Origin of the sequence: Thalassovita gelatinovora, assembly GCF_001458355.1 — a bacterium.
Lineage (GTDB): Bacteria > Pseudomonadota > Alphaproteobacteria > Rhodobacterales > Rhodobacteraceae > Thalassobius > Thalassobius gelatinovorus.
In genome coordinates this window covers 61,942-86,160 of record NZ_CYSA01000028.1, presented here as the reverse complement: position 1 = coordinate 86,160, position 24,219 = coordinate 61,942, and the positions used below count along the sequence as shown (strand labels likewise).

Sequence of the window (24,219 nt, the reverse complement as noted above, 5' to 3'; positions counted from 1 at the left end):
TGCATGATATCGATGACCCGCTATGTGGTCCCCAATCCGGGAGAGCGCGCATGAAATCCTTTCCGATGTTTCTGAAAATGACCGGTCGTCGAGTGGTGATCGCGGGCGGTGGCGAACAGGCAGCGCAAAAGGCGCGTCTGATGCTCAAGACCGAAGCCAAGCTGGTGCTGCTGGCCGCGGATCTGGACGACGAATTGCATGCCATCGTGGCCGAGGGCCGCGCCCAGCACGACCCCAGCCCCGCCACGCCAGAAAGCTTTGCCGATACCGCGCTGGTTTTCATCGCCAGTGGCGATGCCGAACACGACGCGCTGCTGCACGGGATCGCCAAACAAGCCGGGGCGACGGTGAACGTGGTTGATCGCCCTGATCTATGCGATGCTACGACACCGTCAATTGTCGACCGTGACCCGGTGGTGGTGGCGATTGGCACCGAAGGCGCCGCGCCGGTATTGGCACGGCGGTTGAAAACCGATTTCGAACAATTGCTCGATCCGCGTCTGGGCAGCTTTGCCGCTCTGGCCCGCCGCCTGCGCGGAGCGGTGGCGCAAAAGGTACCCCAGCACAAGCGCCGCGATTTCTGGCGCTGGGGTTTCAACAGCGCCCCTTGGATGGCTTTCAAACGCGGTGCCGAACGCGAAGCTGCGGACCTGTTGAAAACCGCGATTGCAGCCGGTGGCGCCCCCGACAGCAGCGATTTGGGGCTGATCAGTCTGGTCGGGGCCGGTCCCGGCGCGCGCGATCTGTTGACCCTGCGCGCGGTCGAACGTTTGCAGGAAGCAGACGTGATTTTCTATGACCGGCTGATCGATCCCGATCTGCTGGAACTGGCCCGGCGCGATGCCGAACGGGTGTTTGTCGGCAAACTGCCCGGGGCCAGCCATTGGCCACAGGAGCGGATCAATGATCTGATCATCAGCGCCGCGCGGCTAGGCCGCAAGGTGGTGCGGCTGAAATCCGGCGATCCGTCGATCTTTGGCCGCGCGGTCGAAGAACTGGACGCGGCCCGCGCGGCGGGCATCCCGGTTGAAATCGTCCCCGGTATCACTGCCGCCAGCGCCGCAGCGGCAAGCTTGCAGCGACCGATGACAGAACGCGGCGTGATCGACCGGGTAACCTTGGCAACCGGAACACTGGGACCGGACGGCGGTGCGCCGGACTGGGCACAGATGGCGCTGCCGGGCACGCTTGTGGTACTTTACATGGCGATGAACAAGGTCGCCGAGATGCAGTCGGCCCTGCTGCAGGCGGGACTGCCCGGAGATATCGAGGTCGATGTCGTCGCCTGGGCCAGCCACGCCAAGGAACAGGCGGTCAGGTCGCGGCTTGACCGCCTTGTTGACACCATTGCGCAAAGCGGTCTCAACAACCCGGCAGTTCTGATGATCCGCTGCCCTAGCGACATGGCAGCCCCCGCAGCGCGCGCGCAGCAGGCCGATTGAGCGGACACCAACACTCCGATCCCGAATTCTTAGGCAAAACGGCATCACCCCGGGCCCATAGCCTGACACCGCAAAGCGCAATCGGCGCTCCCCTCTGGCGCAACCGCGTCGAACGGATTACCAGAACGGTGTCACCCTCCGCGAAAGGCACCGCCGATGCAAATGCAGATGCAAATCCCCCTGACCCGTGACCTTGTATTGATCGGCGGTGGACATGCGCACGCGCTGGTGCTGCGCAAATGGGGGATGCGACCGTTGCCGGGCGTGCGATTGACGGTGATCAACCCCGGCCCGACCGCGCCGTATTCGGGCATGTTGCCGGGCCATATCGCCGGGCATTATCAACAAAACGATCTTGAAATCGATCTGGTAAAACTGGCCCGTTTCGCCGGGGCTCGGATCATTGACGGACGCGCGGTGGCGCTGGACCCGGTTTCAAAGACGGTGACGGTCCAGGATCATGGCGTGATCGAATACGATGTTGCCTCTCTCGATATCGGGATCACGTCGGAATTGCCGCAGCTGCGCGGCTTTTCCGACCATGCGATCGGGGCAAAACCGCTGGATGACTATGCCGAACATTGGCGCGGGTTCCTCAGTACCGCCAAAACCAACGGCGAAGCCGGCCCGGTTACGGTCATCGGTGGTGGCGTGGCCGGGGTTGAATTGGCGATGGCGATGGCCTTTGCGCTGCATCAGGCTATCGGCAAGGCCGAAGTCACGGTGATCGAGGCGCGCGATCAACTGACCGGCATCGGCGAAGACACCCGCCAGCGCTTGATGGCGGCGCTGAAGGAAAACGGCGTCACGCTTTGGACCGGGGCCGAAATCGCCGAAATCACCAAGGACGGGCCGCGCCTGAAATCGGGCGAAGTGATCCCTTCGGCCCTGACCATCGGCGCAGCGGGTGCTTTGCCACAGCCTTGGTTGCAAAATACCGGGCTACCGCTGACTGACGGTTTTGTTACCGTTGGCCCGACGCTGCAGGTCGATGGACATACCGATTTGTTCGCGGTGGGCGATTGCGCCCATATGCGCCACGCGCCCCGACCCAAGGCCGGTGTCTATGCGGTCCGTGCGGCGCCGGTGTTGCATGACAATCTGCGCGCCGTGCTGACCGGGCAATCCTTGCGGCCCTACCATCCGCAGAAGGATTATCTGAAACTGATATCGCTGGGCGGTCAATCAGCGCTGGCGGAAAAGTACCGCCGCCCCTGGTCGGGGCCGTGGTTGTGGCGATGGAAAAACCGAATCGACCGGAAATTCATGCTGAAATTCCAAGACCTTCCGGCGATGGAAACACCTACCCTGCCGCCTGTCGCGGCCCTTGGCGTGGCCGAAGAACTGGGCAACGGGCAACCGATCTGCGCCGGCTGCGGATCGAAAGTGGGGCCCGGGGCGTTGTCAGATGCAATTTCCACGCTGCCGAAAATCCAACGTGATGATGTTCTGACAGCGGCGGGGGACGATGCCGCAACATTGCGCATTGGCGGCGTGCAACAGGTTCTGACCACCGACCATCTGCGCGCCTTTACCGAAGATCCCGCGCTGATGGCGCGGATCACCGCGATCCATGCCTTGGGCGATATCTGGGCGATGGGGGCCGCGCCGCAGGCGGTTCTGACCAACGTGATCCTGCCGCGAATGAACGCGACACTGCAACGGCGCACATTGCACGAAATTCTGCATGCGGCAGGCGAAGTGTTCCGCGATGCGGGGGCCGAAATCGTCGGTGGGCATTCGACTTTGGGCAGCGAATTGACCATCGGTTTCACCCTGACTGGTCTGACTGAAACCCCGATCCTGCAATCGGGGGGCCATCCGGGCGACGTGCTGATCCTGACCCGGCCCTTGGGCAGCGGCACAGTGTTGGCTGCGGAAATGCAGGGGCGGGCAGATGGCCGCGATGTGATGAATATGCTCGGTATCATGGGTCGGTCTCAGGCTTGCGCGGCTGAAATCCTGCACGAGGCCCATGCGATGACCGACGTTACCGGCTTTGGTCTGGCCGGGCATTTGCAGGCAATCTGCAAGGCATCCGGCACCGGAGCCGTAATCATGGTCGACGATCTGCTGTTTTACGATGGTGCGCAGAACCTCGCCGAAGCCGGAATAAGATCAAGCCTCTATGATGCCAATCTTGCCCATGCTCCGTTGATCGGCGCGCAGGGGGCCAAGGGCGCGCTGCTGCACGATCCGCAAACCGCGGGTGGGCTGCTGGCTGCGGTGGCTGCGGATCGGGCCGACGGGATTTTGAACAAGCTGCACGAAGCCAGCGTCCCAGCGGTACGGATTGGACATTTAACCAAGGGCGCACCCGACATCATTTGCCGCTAGGACGGTAGATCTAAGACATCCTGGATTTGCGTTGCCGCCATCTGCAAATCGGCGGCCTCCAACCCGGTCAGCGCAATTTCGGCCAAAGGCGCACGCGCCCGGCGCGATGATCTGCGATAGCTTGGATCATAGTGCTGTTCGACCAGTTCCCGCGCCAATTGCCGATGACTGCCCGCCCGTGCCAGTTGCTGCCAGTGCTCCACCACCTCTGCCCCATGAAACCGCACCAGATAGGACAACGTTTCACACAGCACGTCCGTGTCGTCGATCACGTCACGATAGGCTTCTGTCAGGAATCGCGCCCGCGCCTCCAGTGGCGCAGTGATCAACAGATGATCGGCTTGCAACATTTTCTGCCACAGCGTCGGCGGGATGATCAGGCGACCGATTTTATTGCTTTCCGCCTCGACAAAGACCGGTCGTTCCGGATCAAGCCGTAACAGCGCCATGGCGACCCGCGATTCAAAATCCTTCTGCGATGGCTGCCCCCCGGCATATCCGCCCAACAGCGAACCGCGGTGTTCTGCCATCGCTTCGAGGTCCAGAACCTGCGCCCCGTCTTGTTGCAATTGGTCCAACAATCGCGTCTTGCCGGTGCCGGTGCCCCCATCGATCAATATCAACCGATGCGGCACTGGATCTTCATAAAGCGCTTGGACCACCAAACGGCGGTAAGTTTTGTAACCGCCTTCGATGAGCCCGACCCGCCAACCGATCTGATCCAAGATCGAAGCGAACGACCCCGACCTCTGGCCGCCGCGCCAGCAATAGACCAAAGGCCGCCAGCCACCAGTCCGGTCAAACAACGGTCCCTGCAGATGCTTGGCCGCGTTCTGCGCCACCAATGCCGCGCCCAGTTTACGGGCCAAAAACGGATCCTGCTGCACATAGATGGTGCCGACTTCGGCCCGTTCCGCATCGCTGAGGACCGGCAGGCTGATCGCGCCCGGCACATGGTCTTCGGCAAATTCGGACGGCGCGCGCACATCGATGATTTCGTCATAGGGCAGCGAAAAAAGGTCGCTAAGACGGGTCAGTTTTTCTTTCTTTACCATAGTCCAGCGTCGTTTTTCCCAATCATCGCGTTTCTTCCGTCCTACTGCATCCCGCTGCCAGCCGCCATAGCGTCTGTTTTTTTAGGATCGTGGTTTTATGCTAGAAAATTATATCTGATTAAAATACTCATGTTGACATACCCAAGTAATTCAGTCAGTTAATCACCCATATCCAGCCATCCGCCCCTCTGCGGTAGCCCGATTCCGATGCAACAAGGAAAGTTCGCAATGAGAACCGCGCAAAACAGCATGGCTGACCGAAACCAGGGCGATTTGCCCGTCTTTTGTGATCGACCGATGATCCTGTCGATCCTGACCGAAACCGGGATAAGCGATTGCTTTTCCATAGAATGGCTTCTTGATCGGTTTGAACAGCGGCGGACCCCGGCATGAGCAACATGCGACTAAGCAAGGATGGTGCCGCGCAGGTCGCTATCAAAGCACTGCCGACACATAGCGCCGAAGACCTGACCCAAGGCGGAAATCAGGCGCTGATCGTGCTGCAAGATCAGGTTTACAGCCTGCGTATCACCCGGGCTGGCAAGCTGATCCTGACAAAATAGAACTGCCGAAGCTCTGCTTCGGTCCATGTAAATACGCCCCCAAACGAGGACGATTTGATGAGACCCTCTTTTCTGCTCACTTCTGCATTGGCGCTGACGCTGGGAACCGCCACGCTGGCCGACACCCCGACACCCCAGTCAGTTCTACAAACCTATGCCACAATTGGCGAAGCCAATTTTCAAGACAGTCTGATCACCGCAAAGGCGCTTCAAGCTGCGGTCGGGGCATTGATTACCACACCTTCGGCAGAAACCCTGCAAGCTGCAAAAGACGCTTGGCTGAGAGCGCGCAATCCCTATCAGCAGACCGAAGTATTCCGCTTCGCCAATCCCATCGTCGATGACTGGGAAGGCAAGGTAAACGCGTGGCCATTGGATGAAGGGCTGATCGATTATGTCGATAGCGCCTACGGTTTGTCGGATGAAAACGATTATGCCGCACTGAACGTGGTGGCGACGCCGGTCTTTACCCTGTCGGGCACCGAGGTGGACGCCATCGACATCACGCCGGAGCTGCTGCAAAACACCCTGCACGAAGCCGATGGGATCGATTCCAATGTCGCCACCGGATACCACGCCATCGAATTTCTGCTTTGGGGGCAGGATCTGAACGGCCACGATGCGGGTGCCGGAAACCGGCCTTGGATCGATTTCGCCAAGGGCGACGCCTGTACTAACGGAAATTGCGACCGCCGCGCCGCCTATCTGAAGGCCGCGACCGATCTGCTGGTTTCCGATCTGGAATACATGGTGGCGCAATGGGCCGAAGGCGGTGAAGCCCGCGCCAATGTTCTGGCCGATGAAACCGCTGGGCTAAGCGCGATCCTGACCGGCATGGGCAGCCTGTCCTACGGCGAACTGGCCGGGGAACGGATGCGCCTTGGCTTGATGCTCAACGACCCAGAGGAAGAACATGATTGCTTCTCGGATAATACCCATAACAGCCACTATTACGACGGTATGGGCATCCAGAACGTCTATCTTGGCCGGTACACCCGCATTGACGGTAGCCTTGTCGAAGGTCCGGCTCTGACCGATCTGGTCGCAGCCGACAACGCCGCACTGGATGCCGAAATGACAGCCAAGCTGGCCTCCACAATGGCCGCTCTCGAAGCGCTGAAAGAAGCAGGCGACACCGGGTTTGCCTATGATCAGATGCTGGAACGCGGCAACGTCAGGGGCGAAGCACTGATCATGGGAGGCGTCAATGGATTGATTGATCAGACTAAATCAATTGAACGCGTGATCATAGCTTTGGGACTGGATCAAACACAGATCGAAGGTTCCGACAGTCTCGACGATCCCTCTGCGGTCTTCCAGTAAATCCAAGTCAACCCGGCGGGTGCTTCGGCACCCGCCGACCACCCCTTCATCATCAGACAGCCAGATGACAACATTTGCGATCAAAATCAGGCTCAACCGACCGCTTTGGCCGCCACTGATTGCAGTGCTGGCCCTTGCCACCCGCATCTGGGGCGAACCGGGACTGTCCCAACCCCACCTTAACCCGCAGCCCCGTAGCGCAGAGGAAACCGCCCGTATTGCCACAGCTCGGGCGGCACCAAAGGATTTCACATTCTCCGAACCGTTCGAAGACCGACCCGCCGGGGCCGCTACCGTGCCTTATAACAGCGGGGACAACGCGTTTTCACACCCCGCGGAAAATCTTGAAAATCGGCTGGATTTCGAACTGGGCCGGGCGCTGTTCGAAAAGCTATGGGTGGCATCACCGTCTTCGACCCGGGCCTCGGACGGGCTCGGCCCACTTTACAACACCCGGTCCTGTAGCAACTGCCATATCAACGATGGGCGCGGCCATGCGCCCGATGGCCCGGACGATACCGCCCTGTCCTTTGCGGTAAAACTGGCGGTGCCCGCCGCATCCGACGCACGGATGGCCGCAATCGAAGACTATCTGGCTACCGCCCCCGAACCGGCCTATGGCAGTCAGATTCAGGATTTCGCCGCCCCCGGGCATGCACCCGAAGCACGGATCAGGGTCAAGTATGGACAACGCAGGATCGACCTGATCGGCGGGGAGGCAAGCCTCCGCATTCCGCAGCTGACGCTGGACGATCTGGCGTATGGTCCGCTGGACAATGCTGTCATGATCAGCCCCCGCGTTGCGCCGCCGCTGCTGGGTCTGGGCCTGATCGAAGCGATCCCGGCCGAAGATATCCTGGCGCTGGCCGATCCCGAAGACCGCGATGGCGACGGCATTTCAGGCCGCGCCAATATCGTCTGGTCAGTCGAATACGCCCAGCCGATGCTGGGCCGGTTCGGTTACAAGGCTGCAGAACCCACGGTGCGACAGCAAGCGGCATCGGCGTTTCAGACCGATCTGGGCATTTCCACCCCGGTCTTTTCCGACCCTTGGGGGGATTGCAGCCCGGCGCAGACGACCTGCCGTAAGGCGCAGCATGGCGACGCAGATATCCGTGGATACGAGGCCGACGCCACCACACTGGACCTCGTGACACTCTACAGTGCCAATCTGGGTGTTCCGGCGCGGCGCAATGTAGATGATCCGCACGTGCTGCGCGGCAAGCAAATCTTCCATCAGGCGGGTTGCCCGGCCTGCCACCAGCCGAAATTCGTTACCCACCGGTTGCCCGACCGGCCCGAACATTCGTTTCAACTGATCTGGCCCTATTCCGATTTCCTGCTGCACGATATGGGCGACGGATTGGCCGACCCGCGCCCCGAAGCCCGGGCGACGGGGCGCGAATGGCGCACCGCGCCGCTTTGGGGCGTCGGATTGGCACAGCAAATATCGGAACGCGCCGGTTTCTTGCATGATGGCCGCGCCCGGACCTTGCTGGAAGCCATTCTGTGGCATGGTGGCGAAGCCCAAGCGGCCCAATCTCATATCCGCTCCCTTCCGGTCAAAGACCGTCACTCACTTCTATCTTTTTTGGAAAGTCTCTGAATGCTCCGATCCCTCATTGCAGCCTTGATGTTGTGCCTGCCCGTTGCCGCTACCGCAGAAACCGCCGACCCGGTCGAGGCCGTGATTACCGGTTTGATCCTGCCCGGCTTTGAGCGGCTAGAGGCGCGCAGCGCCGGTCTCGATGCCGCAGCACAGGCAGATTGCAACCCAGAGGCTCCGGCGCTTCGCAGCGCCTATAACGCTGCCTTCGATGCATGGGTGCAAGTCAGTCACCTGCGTTTCGGCCCAACCGAAGAGAACGACCGCGCTTTCAGCTTGGCCTACTGGCCCGACCGCAAAGGTTTCACCCCCAAAGTGTTGTCGCAATTGCTGAAAGCGCAAGATCCGGCCATTCATGATCCCGAAAGCTTTGCCCATCTGTCGATTGCCGGGCGCGGATTTTACGGAATGGAATTCCTGCTTTACGACACCCGTTTCCGCGATCCCCCCGAATATGCCTGCGCTTTGATCCGTGCCAGCGCCCATGACATCGCTTTGACAACAGCCGCCATCGCTAAGGACTGGCATTCCGATTATGCGCATAAAGTGCTTCATCCCGGCACCGAAAACAGCCCCTACCAGACTCAAGAAGAAGTCGTTCAGGAGCTTTACAAAGCCTTCACCACTGGGTTGCAATTCACGCTGGAAACCAGACTGGGGCGCCCTTTGGGAACGTTCGACCGTCCGCGCCCGAACCGGGCCGAAGCCTGGCGGTCAGGCCGTTCGCTGCACAATATCGCACTCTCGCTGAGCAGCTTGCATGAAAACGCCCTATTGCTGTCCACGGGCCATCCCAAAATGGGTGTGCAATTGGATGCCGGATTCGATGCCGCCGACGAGGCACTAAGCAGGATCAAAGACCCGATCTTTGCCGATTTGTCCGATCCGTCGGCTTGGCTACGTGCAGACGTGCTGCGGCAATCCATCGATCTGATCCGTGACCAACAAAGCGCCAATCTGGGCGGTGAATTGGGGGTTGCGGCGGGGTTCAATGCTTTGGACGGAGATTAAGATATGACGACACGGCGCAGATTTCTAGCCGGTTTTCTGGCGGCGGGCCTCACCCCTCAGGTCAGTTGGGCCGATATCGGCAACCCCTCGTTCTTGTCCGCAGCCAAGCTTGCCGATGGCAGCTATCGCCTGTTCGGCCTGACATCGGAAGGGACGGCCCTGTTTTCGGTGCCGTTGCAGGGACGTGGCCACGCCGCCGCAGCGCATCCGACCAAGGCCGAAGCGGTGGCCTTTGCGCGCCGCCCTGGCACATTTGCCCAAGTGATCGATTGTTGTTCCGGTCTGGTTCTGGCCGAATTGCAGACCCCACAGGGTCGGCATTTCATGGGCCACGGGGCCTTTACCGCCGATGGAAGGCTGTTGCTGACCCCGGAAAACGATTTCGAACAGGGCACCGGGCAGATCGGCATTTGGGACCGGACCACGCAATATACAAGGGTGGGTGAATTTGCCTCGGGCGGGGTCGGTCCGCATGATATTGTGCGCCTGCCCGGTTCGGATCATTTCGTCATCGCCAATGGCGGTATCGATACCCATCCTGAATCGGGTCGTACGCCGCTCAATCTGGCCACCATGCGGGCCAATCTGGCACTGTTCGATCTGGATTACGGCGCAACAGAAATAACCGAACTGGACATCGCGTTGCGGCTCAATTCGATCCGTCATTTGTCGCTGCGGTCCGATGGGATGGTCGGGTTTGCGATGCAATGGCAGGGCAACAGCAGCGACGTGCCGCCCTTGATCGGGCTGTATCATCCAGGATCGGTGAAGGAACCGCAGTTGATGCAGGCCCCCGATGCCCTGCACCGGGGTATGAAAAACTATGCCGGATCGATCGCGTTCAGCGCCGACGGCAACCAGATCGCCATATCTTCGCCGCGTGGCGGCATGGTACAGGCCTTCGACGTGGCAGAAACCCGCTTTACCGGGCATTGGGGCGAAACCGATGTCTGTGGTTTGAACGCCAACACATCGGGCTATATCGCCACTTCAGGAAGCGGTCGGATTGTGCGCTACAGCACTTCCGGTGCGGCAAAGGCGGTGGATCACCCGGTCGCATGGGACAATCATCTGGTGGCGTTGACCGCATGAAAAAGGGCGGGAAACATCACATTTCCCGCCCTTTTAAAATTTTACCGTTTCAGGCCAGAGATGGCAGCCACAAAACGATCCATGGGAACGCGATCAACAACCCGATCGTTACTGCATCTGCAATGAAAAACGGCGTTACCCCGCGGAACACGTCCTGCACGCTCAGATCGTCGCGCACCCCGGCCACGACAAAGCAATTCAGCCCGATGGGCGGCGTGATCAGGCAGAATTCGGCCATTTTCACCACCAGAATCCCGAACCAGATCGCGCACATCGGCCCCGACATGCCAAAGGCGCTGTCGGCGGCGCTGACCATTTCACCCCCATTGAGCGCCATCACCGCCGGGTAAACCACTGGCAGGGTCAACAGCAGCATACCGATCGCATCCATAAACATCCCCAGCACCGCATAGGCCAGCAAGATCATGATCAGCGTCAGCATCGGGCTTTGTTCCAGACCCGAAATCCAATCGGAAAATGCGTGCGGCAAATCGGCAAATCCCAAGAACCGAACATAGATCAGCACGCCCCAGATGATGGTAAAAATCATCGCACTCAGCTTCGCCGTTTCCAGCAGCGCATCCTTCAACTGGCTCCAACGCATGCCTCGATAAACCGCCATCAGGAACACCACAAAGGCCCCCAATGCGCCGCCTTCGGTCGGCGTTCCCCAAGCATCGCCGCCAAACGGGTTGTAGATGAAAAAGACGATGATCAGCACGACAAAGAAGATTGGAAAGGCCGGCGGCAGCGATGCCAGCCGCTGACCCCACGTGAATCCCTTCACCGGAGGGCCGATTTTCGGCAAGATCAGCGCCAATCCGACGATCAGCCCACCATAGATCAACGCCGAAAACGCCCCCGGAATAAAGCCTGCCAGCAACAGTTTGCCGACATCCTGTTCCACGATGATCGCATAGATCACCAAAATGGCCGAAGGCGGGATCAATGATGCCAGCGTCCCCCCAGCCGCCACGACACCAGCGGCAAAGCGTTTGTCATAGCCTGCTTGCAGCATCTCGGGTATTGCAATGCGGGCAAACACCGCCGCAGTTGCCACCGACGCACCGGAAACAGCGGCGAAACCGGCAGTGGCAAAGATAGTCGAGACCGCCAATCCGCCCGGCAACCAGCCGACCCAACGTTTGGCGGCTTCGAACAACGCCTTGGTCAGACCGGCATAATAGGCCAGATAGCCGATCAGGATGAAGGTCGGGATCAGCGACAGCGCCTGACTGGACACTTTCGAATGCGGCACCTGACCGGCGGTTTTGACCGCGATGGTCATCGCCTTGCCGAACCGCGCCGGGTCGTAATCGAATTTGTTCCAGAAAATCCATATCAGCCCGACCAGACCGGCCAGACCAGCAGCAAAGGCCACCCGCATGCCCAGCAACACCAGCAGCAGCATGAAGGCCGAAACCCAAAGACCGATTTCAATGGGATCCATCAGCGTGCCTCCTCTTGATCCAGAGCACTGACATGCTGTGCTTCTTCCGCCGCCTGGGCTGCCGCCGACATCACCAAAGGCACCGCCACAGGTTCCGACAATCCCAGCACAAACGCCCGGCCATAGCCCCAGACCTGCAAGGCAAGGCGCAAAGACAATACAGAAAACGCCACCGGGGCCAGCAATTTGGCGGGCCAGATCGGCAATCCGATATCAATCGAACTGTCGCGGCTCCAAAGCGGCGCGGCAAAATCGAAACTGCGCTGAAAATGTTCCCAACTGCCCCAGACCAGCAAAGCGATCAGGATTAGCGACACCAAAGCGGTGACCATCTCGGCCAGCCACAGTGCGCGACCATTCAACCGGCCCACCAGAATATCCATCCGAATATGACCGCCATCGCGTTGCGTATAGGCGACCGCCATAAAAGCAATAAGCGGCATCGCCTGTTCGATCCAGTCGACATAGCCCGGCAAAGGCGCGTTGAACAGATTGCGCCCGTTGACCGATATCACTGCCAGAACCATCAAGGAAAACACAGCCAGACCGCTGATCAATGCCAGCACTGTCTCGACCCGGTGCAAACCGGCGTCAAGACGACTCAGCACTGATCCGTCTTCGAGCACAGCCGAAGTTCCTGCCATTCCATCACCCCCCAATTTTTTTATTATGCTTGCAATGATACGAACCGCCCCGACGAGCCGGGGCGGTTCGTGATAGCCAAGATTACATCCGCTGTTTTTTCAGCGTTTCAATCACGAGATCATACAGTTCCTGACCCGGAATGCCCTGGGCTTCCATCTTGGTGATCCACTCATCGCGGATCGGGTCGGCGGCAGTGGCTCTGAATTTGGCAATTTCTTCGTCCGACATCATGACCTTGGTCACGTTCTTTTCAGCCAGAACCGCATCCCATTTCTCAAACGTCTTGCCGTAATTGGTGAGGTAGTATGCCATCGCTTCGTCAACCGAACTGTCCAGCGCTTCGCGGTTCGCGTCGCTTAATCCTTCATAAGCGTCGATATTGACCACCACCGGGCAATTTACAGTACCGGGGTTCAGGTTGGCGGTCCACCAAGTGGCCTGATCGATCGTGCGGAAGGAAAAATGCGCGTGCTGGGCAAAGGCCACCGTATCAACAACACCGCTTTCCATCGCGGTATAGGCTTCGGATGACGTTACCGAGGTTGGCACCGCACCAATCGCCTTGAATGCCTGACCGATACCGCCGGTAGCGCGAACCCGCATGCCATTCATCTTTTCCAAAGTGTCGCGCGGTTCGCCGGTGCCAACGATGTTGTATTGCGGCATTGGCGAAGTCATCAAAGGCATCGCGTTCCAGCGCGCCAGATCCTTTTGCACTGCAGGATGGGCATAGACCGCGTGGCTGACCGCCACTTCTTCTTCCAGAGTGTTGACCCCCAGGAAGGGCAGTTCCAACACCGTGATCGTCGGGTTTTTATCGGGATGATATCCGGCGCAGAACTGCGCCATCTCGAAAGCACCGATAGAAATACCGTCCAAGTTTTCTTTGTTTTTCGACAGCCCGCCATAGCTGATATTCATAGTGAACTCGCCATTGGTCTTTTCCGAAACCAGCTCGGCCAGCTTTTCAATATGTTCGGTAAAGGCGCGGCGCTTGCCCCAAACCGAAACATTCCACTCCTCGGCCATGGTTTCGGTGGCAAACCCCATAGCAAGGGCCGCAATGGCGGCTTTGGCAAAAATCGATGTCATATTGTTCTCCCATTTGGCGACCTTCTCCCTACGGTCGCTCATGGAAACGCTAGCCCACACGGTGAAGTCTGCCAAGCCCATCGTCCGGGCTTTGTGAAAACAGTTCTGTTGCGGGTCTGGACGTCGCCGCCTAAACATATCCATTTCATTAACCTTTAACGGGAATTTAGTTAAAAGAATGGATTGACTTCATCCCAAAACTGTCAAAAATTCGACATGACATATTTAATGCCATTTTCGATCGACATGTTTTTCAACAACCCAGAAATTTCCAAATTTTCACCGCTCTGGAACACTCATCACAATGAAGTCAAACCTGATCGTTTTCCATTCCCGTACAGGCTTCACTCGCACTGTAGCTGAAACGCTCGCACGCCATATCGATGCGGACGTAGAGGAAATTATCGCAGAGAATCAAAAAGATGGATTGCGTGCATACCTTTCGGCAGGATGGGCAGCCCTGACCCGGAAACCGGTCCCGATCAAAACACCACAGCGGCAAGCGCGGCTGTATCCTCTAGTGATTATCGGTGGACCGAACTGGGCCGGACATATCAGTGCCCCCATGCTGAGTTGGCTTGACCGGCAAGGCACCGAACTGGAAAATTATGCCGCATTTGTCACCCAAGGTGGTAGCGGCGCCGAAAAAGTACTTCAACAACTAGAAGATGAAATAGGCCGCGCCCCGGCCGCGATCTTGATCCTGACAGATGACGAAATCAAGGCGGATGATTACAACGCAAAGATTAAAACATTCGCCCGTCAACTGACGGGCTGATGCGCTTGGCCCGAAGCCACAAAATACAAGCAGGGAGGGTGGCTTAGCCTTTACGTCCCGCCCGCGGCATCGGCCGGGTCGGGATTTCCTTCAACAGTCCCCCCACCCCCATCGCAGCAATATCCGCCGCACTGACGGACAGACCGCAGGCCACACGGGACAGCACCCAATCCGCCCCGTTCAACGCCGGAGACCGGGCACATCCCGGCAGACCGATGACCGGCCGATCACCCAAGTCCCCCAAAAACAGTAGATTGCCGGGATCGACCGGCATGCCGAACCGTTCCACCCGGCCCCCGGCGCGGCGCAGCGCCTGCGGTGCGACGTCATGCGCGTCAGAAGTGGCCGATCCGGTCAGGATCATCACCAGATCGCCGGTTGCGGCGGCAATCGCAGCCGCCAGATCTTCTTCGCGATGTGGTATCAGCCCGCATTCGCACATCGACATGCCCAACATCGACACCCGCGCCTCGATCGCCTTGCGCCCTTTGTCGCCTGCCCCCCCCGGAATATCGGTAATGATCAACGACGCGGTGCAACAGACCGGCCGCGCCAGCCGCAGCGCCCCTGCTCCCAGTTCACAGGCCTGTTCGACATCCGATTGCGCCACACCGTAAGAAATGATCTTGACCGTGCCGACCATGCCGCCTGTGGTCATCTGCTGAAACGGCGGCACCGTTGCCAGCGTGATCATCGGATCAATCGCGTTCAGTGCCACCAGCCGCTCCTGATCCATCACCACAACGCCGGGCCCATCGGCGGTGATGTTGACCCGCCCGGTAAATGGTTTCGACAGACGCAGACCAGCAGCATCGGGATCAGGCACCAGCGACCGGGCCAATGCCTCGGCGGCGGTGTCTTCGTGGATATCGTCGGGTTCCAATCGGGCAACGGTAACCTCGGCGATACCCGCCCCGCGCAGCGCCGCGATATCGTTCGCACTAAGAACGACACCCTTGCGCATCCGTTTGCCATTCAGCGAAACCGAATGCGCCAGAATTGCCCCTTCCGCCTGACCAATGGGAACCGGGCCAAACCTCATCCTTTCCTCAACACGGTCGTGCATTCAGCCAAAATCGACAACGCGATCTCGGCCGGGCTGGCTGATCCGATATCCAACCCTACCGGGCCGTGGATTTTGGCGATCTGATCGTCGGTGAACCCTTTTGCCTGCAACCGCTCCACCCGTTTTGCATGGGTCCGGGTCGATCCCAACGCACCGATGTAAAACACCTCAGACACCATTGCCTGTTCCAATGCGGGATCGTCCAGCTTGGGATCGTGGGTCAGCAACACCAGCGCGGTGCGACTGTCCAGTCCCAGCGCCTTCACGCCGTCATCGGGCCAATCGTTCAAGATGGTTTCACCGGGAAAGCGCGCCTGCGACCCAAAGCTTTCGCGCGGATCGATCAACACCGGATCATAGCCCAGCAACCGCGCCATCGGCACGAGGGCTTGGGCGATGTGCACCGCCCCTACCACCAGCATCCGCAAGGGCGGATTGTGAATCGCCACGAAGGTCTGACCGTCATCTTCGACCCCCGAACGATCCATCCGGAACCGGTTGGGAAACCCATCATCGACCAAGCTGCGAAGACCGGTCTCCGGATTGACCACATAGGCGACGGGGTGGCGCGCCTGCCGCGCTGTGACCAGGTCGGCCAACAACGCCTCGGGCATAACTTTACCCACCGGTTCGACCAGCACCCGGATAGTGCCACCGCAGGCTAACCCGACCGCGAAAGCATCGCCGTCACTGACCCCGAATTCCAGCATTCTATGGGTGCCATCCTCCAGCGCATCCATCGCTTCGACCACCACCGCACCTTCAACGCATCCGCCAGAAACCGACCCTTCGAATTCGCCTTGCCCGGAAATCGCCAATTGGCTGCCAACCCGGCGCGGTGCGCTGCCCCATGTTTCCACCACAGTGGCCAGAACCGCGCCCTTGCCCGCACGATGCCAGTCCAGCGCGATTTCGGGAATATTATCAAACCGGTCCATGTCGTTCCTTCCCCAGCCATTACCAGCAATGGTAACGCGAGATTTGCTGTTGTCCATGAGCGCCGCCCCGGCGAGGCGAGAAATCCATACAGGCTCTAGGTCCGACCAAGGCTCAGTCGAGCATCGCCATCAGCCGGTCCTTGTCGCCGCTGTCATCGGTGCGCGAAATCGCCTCGGCCAGTTGTTCCAGCGTCTGCACCGAATGACCGGCACGGAACGCGTCGACATGCGGCAGCATCGCCTTGATGCCTTGGGCCTTAGGTGCAAAGCCATCCCAGCGCAGCAGCGGGTTCAGCCAAATCAATCGCCGCGCAGACAGGTGCAGCCGTTCCATTTCCCTGGCCAAGGCTTCCGGATCACCCCGGTCCAGCCCGTCAGTGATCAACAGCACCACCGCGCCCTGCCCCATCACCCGGCGCGACCAGTCGCGGTTGAAGCTGTGCAAACTGTCGCCGATCCTTGTCCCGCCTTCCCAATCTTGCGCCCGTGCTCCGGCAGCGCTGAGCGCCTGATCGACGTCGCGGGTCTGCATGTGGCGGGTGATATTGGTCAGTCGCGTGCCAAAGGTAAAGGCATGCACCTTGGCCCAGCCCGCGCCCTTTTCATTCGCGACCGCATGGAGAAAATGCAAAACCATCCGACTGTATTGGCTCATCGATCCAGAAATATCGCAAAGCACGATCAGGTTCGGCCAGCGATGGCGGCGTTTTTTCAACGCGATATCATGCAATTCGCCGCCCTGCCGCATTGAGCCGCGCAAGGTACGGCGCCAATCGATCTGATGCCCGCGCAAGCTGGCCCGGGTCCGGCGCGACGGGATCGGCTTGACCGGCAGCCGCAGCCGCGCCAGCATCCGCTTGGCTTGGGCAACCTCGGCGGTGCTCATCTGTTCGAAATCGAGCGTGCGCAGCCGTTCTTCGTTCGACATCGTTTGCGAGGCATCGACCTCGATCAGAATTTCGTCTTCGCGAGCCTCTTGTTCCGGCACGTCAGGTTCGACCCCTTCCAGCAACGCTTCGGCGGCGCGTTTTTCCGCCGACCGGGCCTTGCGTTCTTCCTGCGCGCCGCGGATGGCGGGCAGCATCATCGCCATCATATGTTCCATGTAACGCGGATCACGCCAGTAAAGGCGAAAGATTTGGGCAAAAACGGCACGATGTTCGGGACGGTTCACGAAACAGGCATGCAAGGTCCAGTAGAAATCGAATTTATCGGTAAAACCCGCCGCTTCGACGGCGCGGATCGCGTCGATCACCCGGCCCGGCCCAATCGGCAGCCCGGCCTTACGCAGGGCGCGGGCGAAATGGGTGATGTTTTGGGTCAGTTTTGGATTCTCGGGGAGTTCCAATTCAGGCAATTGCGCCATCGGGTCACCCGCAACTGTGGGGGACTGTCTGCCCCCCACAGCCCCCGAGAATATTTTCCAACAGAAGAATCATCAGACCGGTTCCAGCGATGCCTTGGCTTCATCCAGAAGCCGCTTGGCTTCGGAACCTTGCAGCCGCTGGATATCGTCTTGATATTTCAGCACCGCGCCGATCGTGTCGGCGATGACCTCCGGAGAAAGATCGAGAACATCAAGCGCCAGCAGGCATTTGGCCCAATCGATGGTTTCCGCCACACCTGGTTTTTTGAACAGGTCTTCGGTGCGAAGGCGCTGCACAAAGGCCACCACTTCGCGCGACAACCCTTCGGCAGCTTCAGGTGCGCGGGCGTGCAAGATTTCGATTTCGCGGTCGAAGCTGGGGTAATCGACCCAGTGATAGAGGCAGCGGCGCTTGAGCGCGTCATGCACTTCGCGGGTCCGGTTCGAGGTCAGGATCACGATGGGAGGTTCGGGCGCAGTGATGGTGCCCAATTCTGGAATGGTGACCTGAAAGTCGCTGAGCGCTTCCAACAAGAAGGCTTCGAAAGGTTCATCCGTGCGGTCGATTTCGTCGATCAAAAGCACCGGAGCGCCACCCGCCTGCGGTCGCATTGCCTGCAACAAAGGTCGTTCGATCAGGTAGTCTTCGGTGAACAGTTCGGTCTTCAGCATATCGCGGTCAGCACCACCAGCGGCTTCGGCGGTGCGGATGGCGATCATCTGTTCGGCGAAATTCCATTCGTAGACCGCGCTGGACGCGTCCAGCCCTTCGTAACATTGCAGCCGGATCAAACGACGGCCCAGCGCAGCGGCAACAGCCTTGGCAATCTCGGTCTTGCCGGTGCCGGCTTCGCCCTCCAGAAACAGCGGCCTTCCCAGTTTCAACGACAGGAAAAGCACCGTCGCCAGCGCCCGGCCACACACATAGTCCTGCCCGGCAAGCCGCGCCTGAACGTCGTCAATCGAAGTTACTTCGGTCATCGTCATCCTCCCTTGGCGCCAGTCAGTCAGGCCCGGCGGGCAGCGTCAAGCACGACCATTGTCGTGTTTGCAAAAAATATCTGGACGGCTGCGCGAACGCGACCCAGCGCAAGATTGACGGTTTCCGCCCTGAACTGTAAAGATTTCATCAATAATCAAGCGGCTAAGACGAAACCCGGCCGCACCGTTGACGAGCAGAGAGTAACCAGAGACATGTCTGATGCGCCAGGGGGCAGGCCAATGCGCGTGACCGCCGTAACCTGTGTCAAAAACGAAGGCCCTTTCTTGCTGGAATGGATCGCCTTCAACCGGTTGATCGGGGTCACCGATTTCCTGTTTTATTCCAATGATTGTTCCGATGCGACAGATCGGTTGCTGGATGCCTTGGCTACGCGCGGCATCGTCACCCATCTGCCCAACCCGGCTGAAGGGCGCAATTACCAGATGGAGGCGCTGAAAGATGCGGCGCGGCAGGACATTGTGCGTGATGCCGATTGGGTCTGGATTGCGGATGTCGATGAATTTCTCAATATTCATGCCGGCGATCACACTATCCCGGCGCTGATCAATGCCTGTGGCAATCCGCAGGCAATATCGCTGCAATTTCAATTCTTTGCCAATGACGATATCGAAGATTTCCAAGACCGCCCGGTGATCAAACAATTCACCCGGTCGCACAATCCCGACCTGTGGTGCGGGGAAACCGCGCAAGAAGTCAAAACACTGATCCGGCACGATTTCCCGCTGCATTATTTTGGGGCCCATCGGCCATTTTTCAAAACCAAACTGCCGAAAAAACGCCACCCCAGCTGGACCGACGGATCGGGACGGGACGTGCCCCACCGGTTCCTGATCGCGGCCAACCCGCGCCGAATCCGTAAATTCCCCGCTCAGGGCGCGCGCGATTTTGCTACGCTCAACCACTATGCCTTGCGATCGTTGGACAGTTACCTGGTCAAGAACGACCGGGGCGACGTGAACCGCGAAAACAGGGATTTCGACGACACTTATTGGCGCGAACGCAACGACCCGGCGTGGCGCGACCTGTCGATCCGGCGCTACCTGCCCGATCTGGAAGCCGCGCTGGACGCGCTGAAATCGGCCCCCGAGATCAGGGCGCTGCACGACGAAGCCTGCGATTTGCATCGGGCCAAGCGAGACGACTTGCTGCAACAACCCGCCTATCAAGCGATGCGGGACCAACTGAAGACAGCCAGCAAGCTGCCCCCCGAGGAAGAGAAGATGATCGCCGATTTGGGCCTGACGGTATGAGCCGGTTGCGGGTGATCAATCTGGGCCTGCCGAAATCGGGCACCACGACTTTGGCGCGGGCGATGAAAATCGCCGGTCTGAAGACCGCCGATTACCGCATTCGACGGCGACAGACGGAAAACAGCGAAATCCACGGCGCGTTTGTCGGCAAATTGATGTATGATGGTTATTTTCATACCGGCGATCCGCTATCACGGATGCAAGAATTCGATGCGTTCACCGAAGTGAACGCGCTGCGCGAAGGGCTAAGCCTGTGGCCGCAGACCGATTGGGGGATAATCGACGCCATCCGACACCATCATCCGGGGGCGAAATTTCTGCTGTCCTACCGTGACCCCAAGGCGATTTCTGACAGTATGCTGCGCTGGTCCAATTTGGGGGTGGAACGGTTGCCAAAAAATGCCATCCCGGGCCTGCCGCTGGGTTATGGTGAAACCGGGCATGAACGGGTGCAGTGGATCGAGGCGCATCATGCCCATATCCGCAAGCTGTTTGCCGGGGATGATGACTTTTTGGAATACGATCTGGCCGATAAATCCGCCCGCGACAAGATTGCTGATTTTCTTGGCATCGAACTGAAATGGTGGGGGCGGGCCAACAAGGGGCGTCCCGTTGGCAAAACCGGAACGGAGGTCGCCTGATGCGGATATACCTGCATATCGGTCTGGAACAGACCGGCGCGGCGCGACTGCAGCAAATCCTGTCGGACAAGCGCGATCAACTGGCCACCAAGGGATACCTGTTCCCCCGTGCGCTGGGGCCCAAAAATCATACCCGGCTCTTCATGGCCGTTACCGATCCCGATCATGTCGATCCGCTGCGGTTCAACCGTGGGTTCATGACACCCGACAAACAGTCCGAACTGTTTACTGACATACAGCAGGCCCTAATCCGCGATGTGGCGGAAAAGCAGCCGCAGGCGCTGATCCTGTCGGCCGCACAATTGGGGGCCTCGCTGGCCCGGCGCGGCGAAATCGAGCGGTTGAAATCCCTGTTGGCACCGCTTTCCGATGATATCCGAGTGATTGCCCATATCGACGAACAAGCCCGGTTGCTTGCACGGCACTATGCGGCGCAAGTCCTTGAAGGGCGAAACACCTCTTTAGCCTTGGAGATGGAAATGGCGGGGACGTCGGATTGGTGGGATGATGCCTTGCTCGACGGGCATGAAATCGTGCCACAAAACGGGCAGTTTCAGGAAACCCAATGCCCGGCCTTTTGGCTGGATTATCCACGCCTGCAAAAGGAATGGGAAACGGTGTTCGGCCCCGGATCGGTCAAATTCCGGCCTTATGATGAAGGCTTGTTTTATTCCGAAGCGGCGACTGACGAAATCCGCGCCATGTTCGAAATCGAAGGCAGTATTGGGCGGGCTTTGACAGAAAGCACGCCAGCACAACCATCGGCGGCCTGGCTGACCCGCGCACGCCAGATGAATGATCTGTTGCTGCAAGTGCTCAAACGCTCGGACCGCATGATCGGGCGTCCGCTTTGGGGCAAGTTCATGGCCGAAATGAAAGTGGCGGGCGACCCGATCGCGCCGGGCAGTCTGGCACCGGTGTCACAAGGGTTCAGCGCGGCGAACAAGGTCCTGTTATCCGCCCACCCTGCCCTGACCGAAACCTGCCTGACACCAGACACCCCGCTGCCCGATTGGCAGGAAGCCGACCCCCAAAAAGGGTTCCGCGCCACCCAGTATTTACGGGCTTTTCTGTGGCGGATCGATAAGGAAACGCGAGACGCACAGCAGGGAAAGGCCAAGGATATCGCCGCGTTGCAAAACAGCGGCAGACCGTCGCCAACGCCGGACCGCGCGCCCGGTCAGCAAGGTTTGTCCGACGCTGCCCGCAAAGTCATGCCGCCGCTGGCCGTAACGAATTATGAGAAACTGCAACAATCGTCGTTCAGGCCGCATAACCAGATCGGCACGGTGGATGAAGAACATCTCGCCGAAGCCTATGCCCCGTTGTCGCCGCGCGAACTGCCCGAGGGCAGCACCGGCACCCTGATCGTCGGCTGCATGAAGAACGAAGCGCCCTATATTGTCGAATGGATCGCTTATCACCGCGCCATCGGCGTGGATAACTTCCTGATTTACACCAATGACTGTTCCGATGGCACCAGCGAAATACTGGACCGATTGCAGGACATGGGCATTGTGCAGCACCGCAACAATGACAAATGGAAAGGCAATTCGCCCCAGCAATACGCGCTCAATCAAGCGCTGAAGGAACCGGTACTGCAAAATTCTGACTGGATCGCCCATATCGATGTGGACGAATTCATGAATATCCGCTGCGGCAACGGCACGCTGCCGGATTTCTTTGACCGGATCGGCGACGCGACCAATGTTGCGATGACCTGGCGCCTGTTCGGTCATAACGGCGTGACCCGTCTGGAAGACAGCTTTGTCATCGATCAATTCGACACTTGCGCCCCTAAATTCTGCCCCAAGCCGCATACCGTCTGGGGTTTCAAGACGATGTTCCGCAACATTGGCGCTTATGAAAAAATCAGCTGCCACCGGCCCAACAAGCTGATCGACGCCGTCAAAGCAAAGGTCAAATGGGTCAATGGATCGGGTCAGGACATGACCCGCGAAGCTGCTGAAAAGGGTTGGCGCAATTCAAAGAAAACCATCGGTTACGACCTGATCCAGCTTAATCATTACGCGCTGCGCAGTGCTGAAAGTTATCTGGTCAAACGCCAGCGCGGTCGGGCGCTGCATGTCGACCGTTCGATCGGATTGAATTACTGGATCCGGATGGATTGGTCCGATTGCAAGGATGTCACCATCAAACGCAACCTGACACGGATGCAGGCCGAATATGACAGCTTGATGGCGGATGACACGTTGCGCAACTGGCACGAAAAGGGGGTCGATTGGCACCGGGCCAAGGCCGCCGAATTGCACGATATGCCGGAATTCGAAGACCTGTATCAACAGGCCCTGACCATCGATCTGGACGCAACCGAACGCGTTGCCTATGCGCTAGCGCTGGACATGGAAAGCTAGAGCTTTGAAAATACTCGCCATCCTGACCCAACGCAACGAAGGTGCTTTCCTGCTGGAATGGCTGGCCCATCACCAGGCGGCGGGGTTCACCGATTTCTTAGTCTTTTCCAATGATTGCCAGGATGGCAGCGATGCGATGTTGGATCGGCTGGACGCGATGGGCGTGCTGACCCATGTTCGCAATGACGGCCCCTACGGCAAGGGTGGCATTCAGTTCACCGCCTATAAACTGGCCGAAACCCATCCCGCGCTGGCCGATGCGGATTGGTTGATGACACTGGATGTAGACGAATTCGTCAATATCCATAGCGGCAACCATACCATCCCCGACTTGCTGACGGCCCTGCCCGAGGCAACGGCGATCCCATTGACCTGGCGGTTATTCGGCAATGCCGGTCAGATCCGGTTCGAGGATCGACCAGTAACCGAAATCTTTACCCGCGCCGCACCGGTTGAAATGCACTGGCCCTGGCGCGCGGCGATGTTCAAAACGCTGTACCGCAATGACGGCACCTACGGCAAGCTGGGCGTACACAGACCACGCCACCCCGATCCCGACAAGGTCGCGCAGGCGCGATGGTTCGACGGTGAAGGCCGTGAACTGGATCATAAATTTGCCACCACGCGGATCTTTTCCAACTATGGCCGGTCTAATTACGCGTTGGCGCAGTTGAACCACTATCCGCTGGGCACGATGGAAAGCTACGTGCTTAAATCCGATCGCGGCCGGGCGGTACATTCCGACCACATGCTGGATGTTGATTATTGGGTGGAACGGAATTTCAACAGTGACGAGGATCGCTCGGTTTTGGCCCTTTCCGAGCAGATGCAGGCCAGTCTGGCCGAACTGAAATCAGACCCGGATCTGTCCCGGTTGCACGAAGCCGCAGTCGCATGGCGCAAGTCCCGGTTCGAAGACCTGATGCTTCTGGAACCCTACCGGGCTCTGTTTGGACGTTTGCTGACGGTGCCGCCGTCGCGTCCTCTGCCCAAAGATGCCGCACGGTTTCTGACCCATTACGCCAATCTGAGCCGCAAATCCAAGCGGGACTGATCCAACTGTGCCCCTTACGGCGCTCGGGTCAGTCTCGGCGCTGGCCTTTGGCCTCTGCCTCGGGATTGACTCCGGCGGGAATATTTGTGGCATGATGAAACGGTGGAGCGGGCCGGATAGGCGCCGGAATCC

21 protein-coding genes are annotated in these 24,219 nt (G+C 59.0%); 13 read left to right on the top strand and 8 right to left on the bottom strand.

All coding sequences use genetic code 11. The features are described 5' to 3' along the window. The first annotated feature begins 50 nt into the window (after window positions 1–50). A complete protein-coding gene (gene cysG, locus TG4357_RS17795) occupies window positions 51–1,442 on the top strand; it encodes a siroheme synthase CysG (protein WP_058264265.1) in 1,392 nt (463 codons plus the stop codon). A gap of 156 nt (window positions 1,443–1,598) precedes the next feature. Next, a complete protein-coding gene (gene selD, locus TG4357_RS17790; RefSeq protein WP_058264264.1) occupies window positions 1,599–3,779 on the top strand; it encodes a selenide, water dikinase SelD in 2,181 nt (726 codons plus the stop codon). Here the strand turns inward: selD and mnmH are convergent. Continuing rightward, entirely contained in the window at window positions 3,776–4,834 is a 1,059-nt protein-coding gene (gene mnmH / locus TG4357_RS17785; protein ID WP_058264263.1) for a tRNA 2-selenouridine(34) synthase MnmH, read from the bottom strand. The genes selD and mnmH overlap by 4 nt on opposite strands. Window positions 4,835–5,062: 228 nt before the next feature. On the opposite strand from mnmH, the gene TG4357_RS19590 reads away from it, so the two are divergent. The 6 genes from TG4357_RS19590 to TG4357_RS17765 all read left to right on the top strand — a co-directional run bounded on the left by TG4357_RS19590 (window position 5,063) and on the right by TG4357_RS17765 (window position 10,429). Continuing rightward, window positions 5,063–5,227, top strand: a complete 165-nt coding sequence (locus TG4357_RS19590) for a hypothetical protein (protein ID WP_158509096.1) — start codon at window positions 5,063–5,065, stop codon at window positions 5,225–5,227. Between the two features lie 5 nt (window positions 5,228–5,232). After that, window positions 5,233–5,397, top strand: a complete 165-nt coding sequence (gene hemP / locus TG4357_RS19220; RefSeq protein WP_074646949.1) for a hemin uptake protein HemP — start codon at window positions 5,233–5,235, stop codon at window positions 5,395–5,397. Window positions 5,398–5,454: 57 nt separating this feature from the next. Beyond that, window positions 5,455–6,720: an imelysin family protein gene (locus TG4357_RS17780; protein ID WP_058264262.1), complete on the top strand. Its 1,266-nt coding sequence runs from the start codon at window positions 5,455–5,457 to the stop codon at window positions 6,718–6,720. A 64-nt stretch (window positions 6,721–6,784) separates the two neighbouring features. Next, window positions 6,785–8,326 (top strand): di-heme oxidoreductase family protein, encoded by a 1,542-nt coding sequence (locus TG4357_RS17775; protein WP_082644195.1) that lies wholly within the window; start codon window positions 6,785–6,787, stop codon window positions 8,324–8,326. Next, window positions 8,327–9,337 carry an imelysin family protein gene (locus TG4357_RS17770; RefSeq protein ID WP_058264261.1) on the top strand — a complete coding sequence of 337 codons (1,011 nt, stop codon included), beginning with the start codon at window positions 8,327–8,329 and terminating at the stop codon, window positions 9,335–9,337. It begins immediately after the preceding gene. A 3-nt stretch (window positions 9,338–9,340) separates the two neighbouring features. After that, complete coding sequence (locus TG4357_RS17765) at window positions 9,341–10,429, top strand: DUF1513 domain-containing protein (RefSeq protein ID WP_058264260.1); 1,089 nt, start codon at window positions 9,341–9,343, stop codon at window positions 10,427–10,429. Window positions 10,430–10,478: 49 nt separating this feature from the next. Here TG4357_RS17765 and TG4357_RS17760 read toward each other — a convergent pair whose 3' ends face one another. The 3 genes from TG4357_RS17760 to TG4357_RS17750 all read right to left on the bottom strand — a co-directional run bounded on the left by TG4357_RS17760 (window position 10,479) and on the right by TG4357_RS17750 (window position 13,616). Beyond that, on the bottom strand, window positions 10,479–11,879 hold the full coding sequence (locus TG4357_RS17760; RefSeq protein WP_058264259.1) for a TRAP transporter large permease: 1,401 nt from the start codon (window positions 11,877–11,879) through the stop codon (window positions 10,479–10,481). Then, complete coding sequence (locus tag TG4357_RS17755; protein ID WP_058264258.1) at window positions 11,879–12,523, bottom strand: TRAP transporter small permease subunit; 645 nt, start codon at window positions 12,521–12,523, stop codon at window positions 11,879–11,881. The genes TG4357_RS17760 and TG4357_RS17755 overlap by 1 nt, the downstream gene beginning before the upstream one ends. Before the next feature lie 82 nt (window positions 12,524–12,605). Next, a complete protein-coding gene (locus TG4357_RS17750; protein WP_058264257.1) occupies window positions 12,606–13,616 on the bottom strand; it encodes a C4-dicarboxylate TRAP transporter substrate-binding protein in 1,011 nt (336 codons plus the stop codon). 304 nt (window positions 13,617–13,920) lie between these two features. Here TG4357_RS17750 and TG4357_RS17745 point away from each other — a divergent pair, with 304 nt between their 5' ends. Next, window positions 13,921–14,394: a flavodoxin family protein gene (locus TG4357_RS17745; RefSeq protein WP_058264256.1), complete on the top strand. Its 474-nt coding sequence runs from the start codon at window positions 13,921–13,923 to the stop codon at window positions 14,392–14,394. A gap of 43 nt (window positions 14,395–14,437) precedes the next feature. Here TG4357_RS17745 and TG4357_RS17740 read toward each other — a convergent pair whose 3' ends face one another. The 4 genes from TG4357_RS17740 to TG4357_RS17725 all read right to left on the bottom strand — a co-directional run bounded on the left by TG4357_RS17740 (window position 14,438) and on the right by TG4357_RS17725 (window position 18,745). Then, a complete protein-coding gene (locus tag TG4357_RS17740; protein WP_058264255.1) occupies window positions 14,438–15,436 on the bottom strand; it encodes a molybdopterin-binding protein in 999 nt (332 codons plus the stop codon). Further along, on the bottom strand, window positions 15,433–16,398 hold the full coding sequence (locus TG4357_RS17735) for an XdhC family protein (RefSeq protein WP_058264254.1): 966 nt from the start codon (window positions 16,396–16,398) through the stop codon (window positions 15,433–15,435). Before TG4357_RS17735 ends, TG4357_RS17740 begins: the two co-directional genes overlap by 4 nt. Before the next feature lie 112 nt (window positions 16,399–16,510). Further along, window positions 16,511–17,764 carry a vWA domain-containing protein gene (locus TG4357_RS17730; RefSeq protein ID WP_058264253.1) on the bottom strand — a complete coding sequence of 418 codons (1,254 nt, stop codon included), beginning with the start codon at window positions 17,762–17,764 and terminating at the stop codon, window positions 16,511–16,513. Between the two features lie 72 nt (window positions 17,765–17,836). Next, window positions 17,837–18,745, bottom strand: coding sequence for an AAA family ATPase (locus tag TG4357_RS17725; RefSeq protein ID WP_139193623.1), 909 nt, complete (start codon window positions 18,743–18,745; stop codon window positions 17,837–17,839). A 240-nt stretch (window positions 18,746–18,985) separates the two neighbouring features. Between TG4357_RS17725 and TG4357_RS17720 the strand changes: the two genes are divergently transcribed. The 4 genes from TG4357_RS17720 to TG4357_RS17705 are packed head-to-tail and all read left to right on the top strand — an operon-like array spanning window position 18,986 to window position 24,087. Then, window positions 18,986–20,017 (top strand): glycosyltransferase family 2 protein, encoded by a 1,032-nt coding sequence (locus TG4357_RS17720; RefSeq protein ID WP_058264251.1) that lies wholly within the window; start codon window positions 18,986–18,988, stop codon window positions 20,015–20,017. Continuing rightward, window positions 20,014–20,658, top strand: a complete 645-nt coding sequence (locus TG4357_RS17715; RefSeq protein ID WP_058264250.1) for a sulfotransferase — start codon at window positions 20,014–20,016, stop codon at window positions 20,656–20,658. The genes TG4357_RS17720 and TG4357_RS17715 overlap by 4 nt, the downstream gene beginning before the upstream one ends. After that, window positions 20,658–23,033, top strand: a complete 2,376-nt coding sequence (locus TG4357_RS17710; protein ID WP_058264249.1) for a glycosyltransferase family 2 protein — start codon at window positions 20,658–20,660, stop codon at window positions 23,031–23,033. Before TG4357_RS17715 ends, TG4357_RS17710 begins: the two co-directional genes overlap by 1 nt. A gap of 4 nt (window positions 23,034–23,037) precedes the next feature. Next, a complete protein-coding gene (locus TG4357_RS17705) occupies window positions 23,038–24,087 on the top strand; it encodes a glycosyltransferase family 2 protein (protein WP_058264248.1) in 1,050 nt (349 codons plus the stop codon). The last annotated feature ends 132 nt before the right edge of the window (window positions 24,088–24,219 follow it).

What these genes read in the sequence shown, in the direction of transcription:
- cysG (WP_058264265.1), top strand. Translation starts at nt 51, where the DNA reads ATGAAATCCTTTCCGATGTTTCTGAAAATGACCGGTCGTCGAGTGGTG.
- selD (WP_058264264.1), top strand. Translation starts at nt 1,599, where the DNA reads ATGCAAATGCAGATGCAAATCCCCCTGACCCGTGACCTTGTATTGATC.
- mnmH (WP_058264263.1), bottom strand. Translation starts at nt 4,834, where the DNA reads ATGGTAAAGAAAGAAAAACTGACCCGTCTTAGCGACCTTTTTTCGCTG.
- TG4357_RS19590 (WP_158509096.1), top strand. Translation starts at nt 5,063, where the DNA reads ATGAGAACCGCGCAAAACAGCATGGCTGACCGAAACCAGGGCGATTTG.
- hemP (WP_074646949.1), top strand. Translation starts at nt 5,233, where the DNA reads ATGCGACTAAGCAAGGATGGTGCCGCGCAGGTCGCTATCAAAGCACTG.
- TG4357_RS17780 (WP_058264262.1), top strand. Translation starts at nt 5,455, where the DNA reads ATGAGACCCTCTTTTCTGCTCACTTCTGCATTGGCGCTGACGCTGGGA.
- TG4357_RS17775 (WP_082644195.1), top strand. Translation starts at nt 6,785, where the DNA reads ATGACAACATTTGCGATCAAAATCAGGCTCAACCGACCGCTTTGGCCG.
- TG4357_RS17770 (WP_058264261.1), top strand. Translation starts at nt 8,327, where the DNA reads ATGCTCCGATCCCTCATTGCAGCCTTGATGTTGTGCCTGCCCGTTGCC.
- TG4357_RS17765 (WP_058264260.1), top strand. Translation starts at nt 9,341, where the DNA reads ATGACGACACGGCGCAGATTTCTAGCCGGTTTTCTGGCGGCGGGCCTC.
- TG4357_RS17760 (WP_058264259.1), bottom strand. Translation starts at nt 11,879, where the DNA reads ATGGATCCCATTGAAATCGGTCTTTGGGTTTCGGCCTTCATGCTGCTG.
- TG4357_RS17755 (WP_058264258.1), bottom strand. Translation starts at nt 12,523, where the DNA reads ATGGCAGGAACTTCGGCTGTGCTCGAAGACGGATCAGTGCTGAGTCGT.
- TG4357_RS17750 (WP_058264257.1), bottom strand. Translation starts at nt 13,616, where the DNA reads ATGACATCGATTTTTGCCAAAGCCGCCATTGCGGCCCTTGCTATGGGG.
- TG4357_RS17745 (WP_058264256.1), top strand. Translation starts at nt 13,921, where the DNA reads ATGAAGTCAAACCTGATCGTTTTCCATTCCCGTACAGGCTTCACTCGC.
- TG4357_RS17740 (WP_058264255.1), bottom strand. Translation starts at nt 15,436, where the DNA reads ATGAGGTTTGGCCCGGTTCCCATTGGTCAGGCGGAAGGGGCAATTCTG.
- TG4357_RS17735 (WP_058264254.1), bottom strand. Translation starts at nt 16,398, where the DNA reads ATGGACCGGTTTGATAATATTCCCGAAATCGCGCTGGACTGGCATCGT.
- TG4357_RS17730 (WP_058264253.1), bottom strand. Translation starts at nt 17,764, where the DNA reads ATGGCGCAATTGCCTGAATTGGAACTCCCCGAGAATCCAAAACTGACC.
- TG4357_RS17725 (WP_139193623.1), bottom strand. Translation starts at nt 18,745, where the DNA reads ATGACCGAAGTAACTTCGATTGACGACGTTCAGGCGCGGCTTGCCGGG.
- TG4357_RS17720 (WP_058264251.1), top strand. Translation starts at nt 18,986, where the DNA reads ATGCGCGTGACCGCCGTAACCTGTGTCAAAAACGAAGGCCCTTTCTTG.
- TG4357_RS17715 (WP_058264250.1), top strand. Translation starts at nt 20,014, where the DNA reads ATGAGCCGGTTGCGGGTGATCAATCTGGGCCTGCCGAAATCGGGCACC.
- TG4357_RS17710 (WP_058264249.1), top strand. Translation starts at nt 20,658, where the DNA reads ATGCGGATATACCTGCATATCGGTCTGGAACAGACCGGCGCGGCGCGA.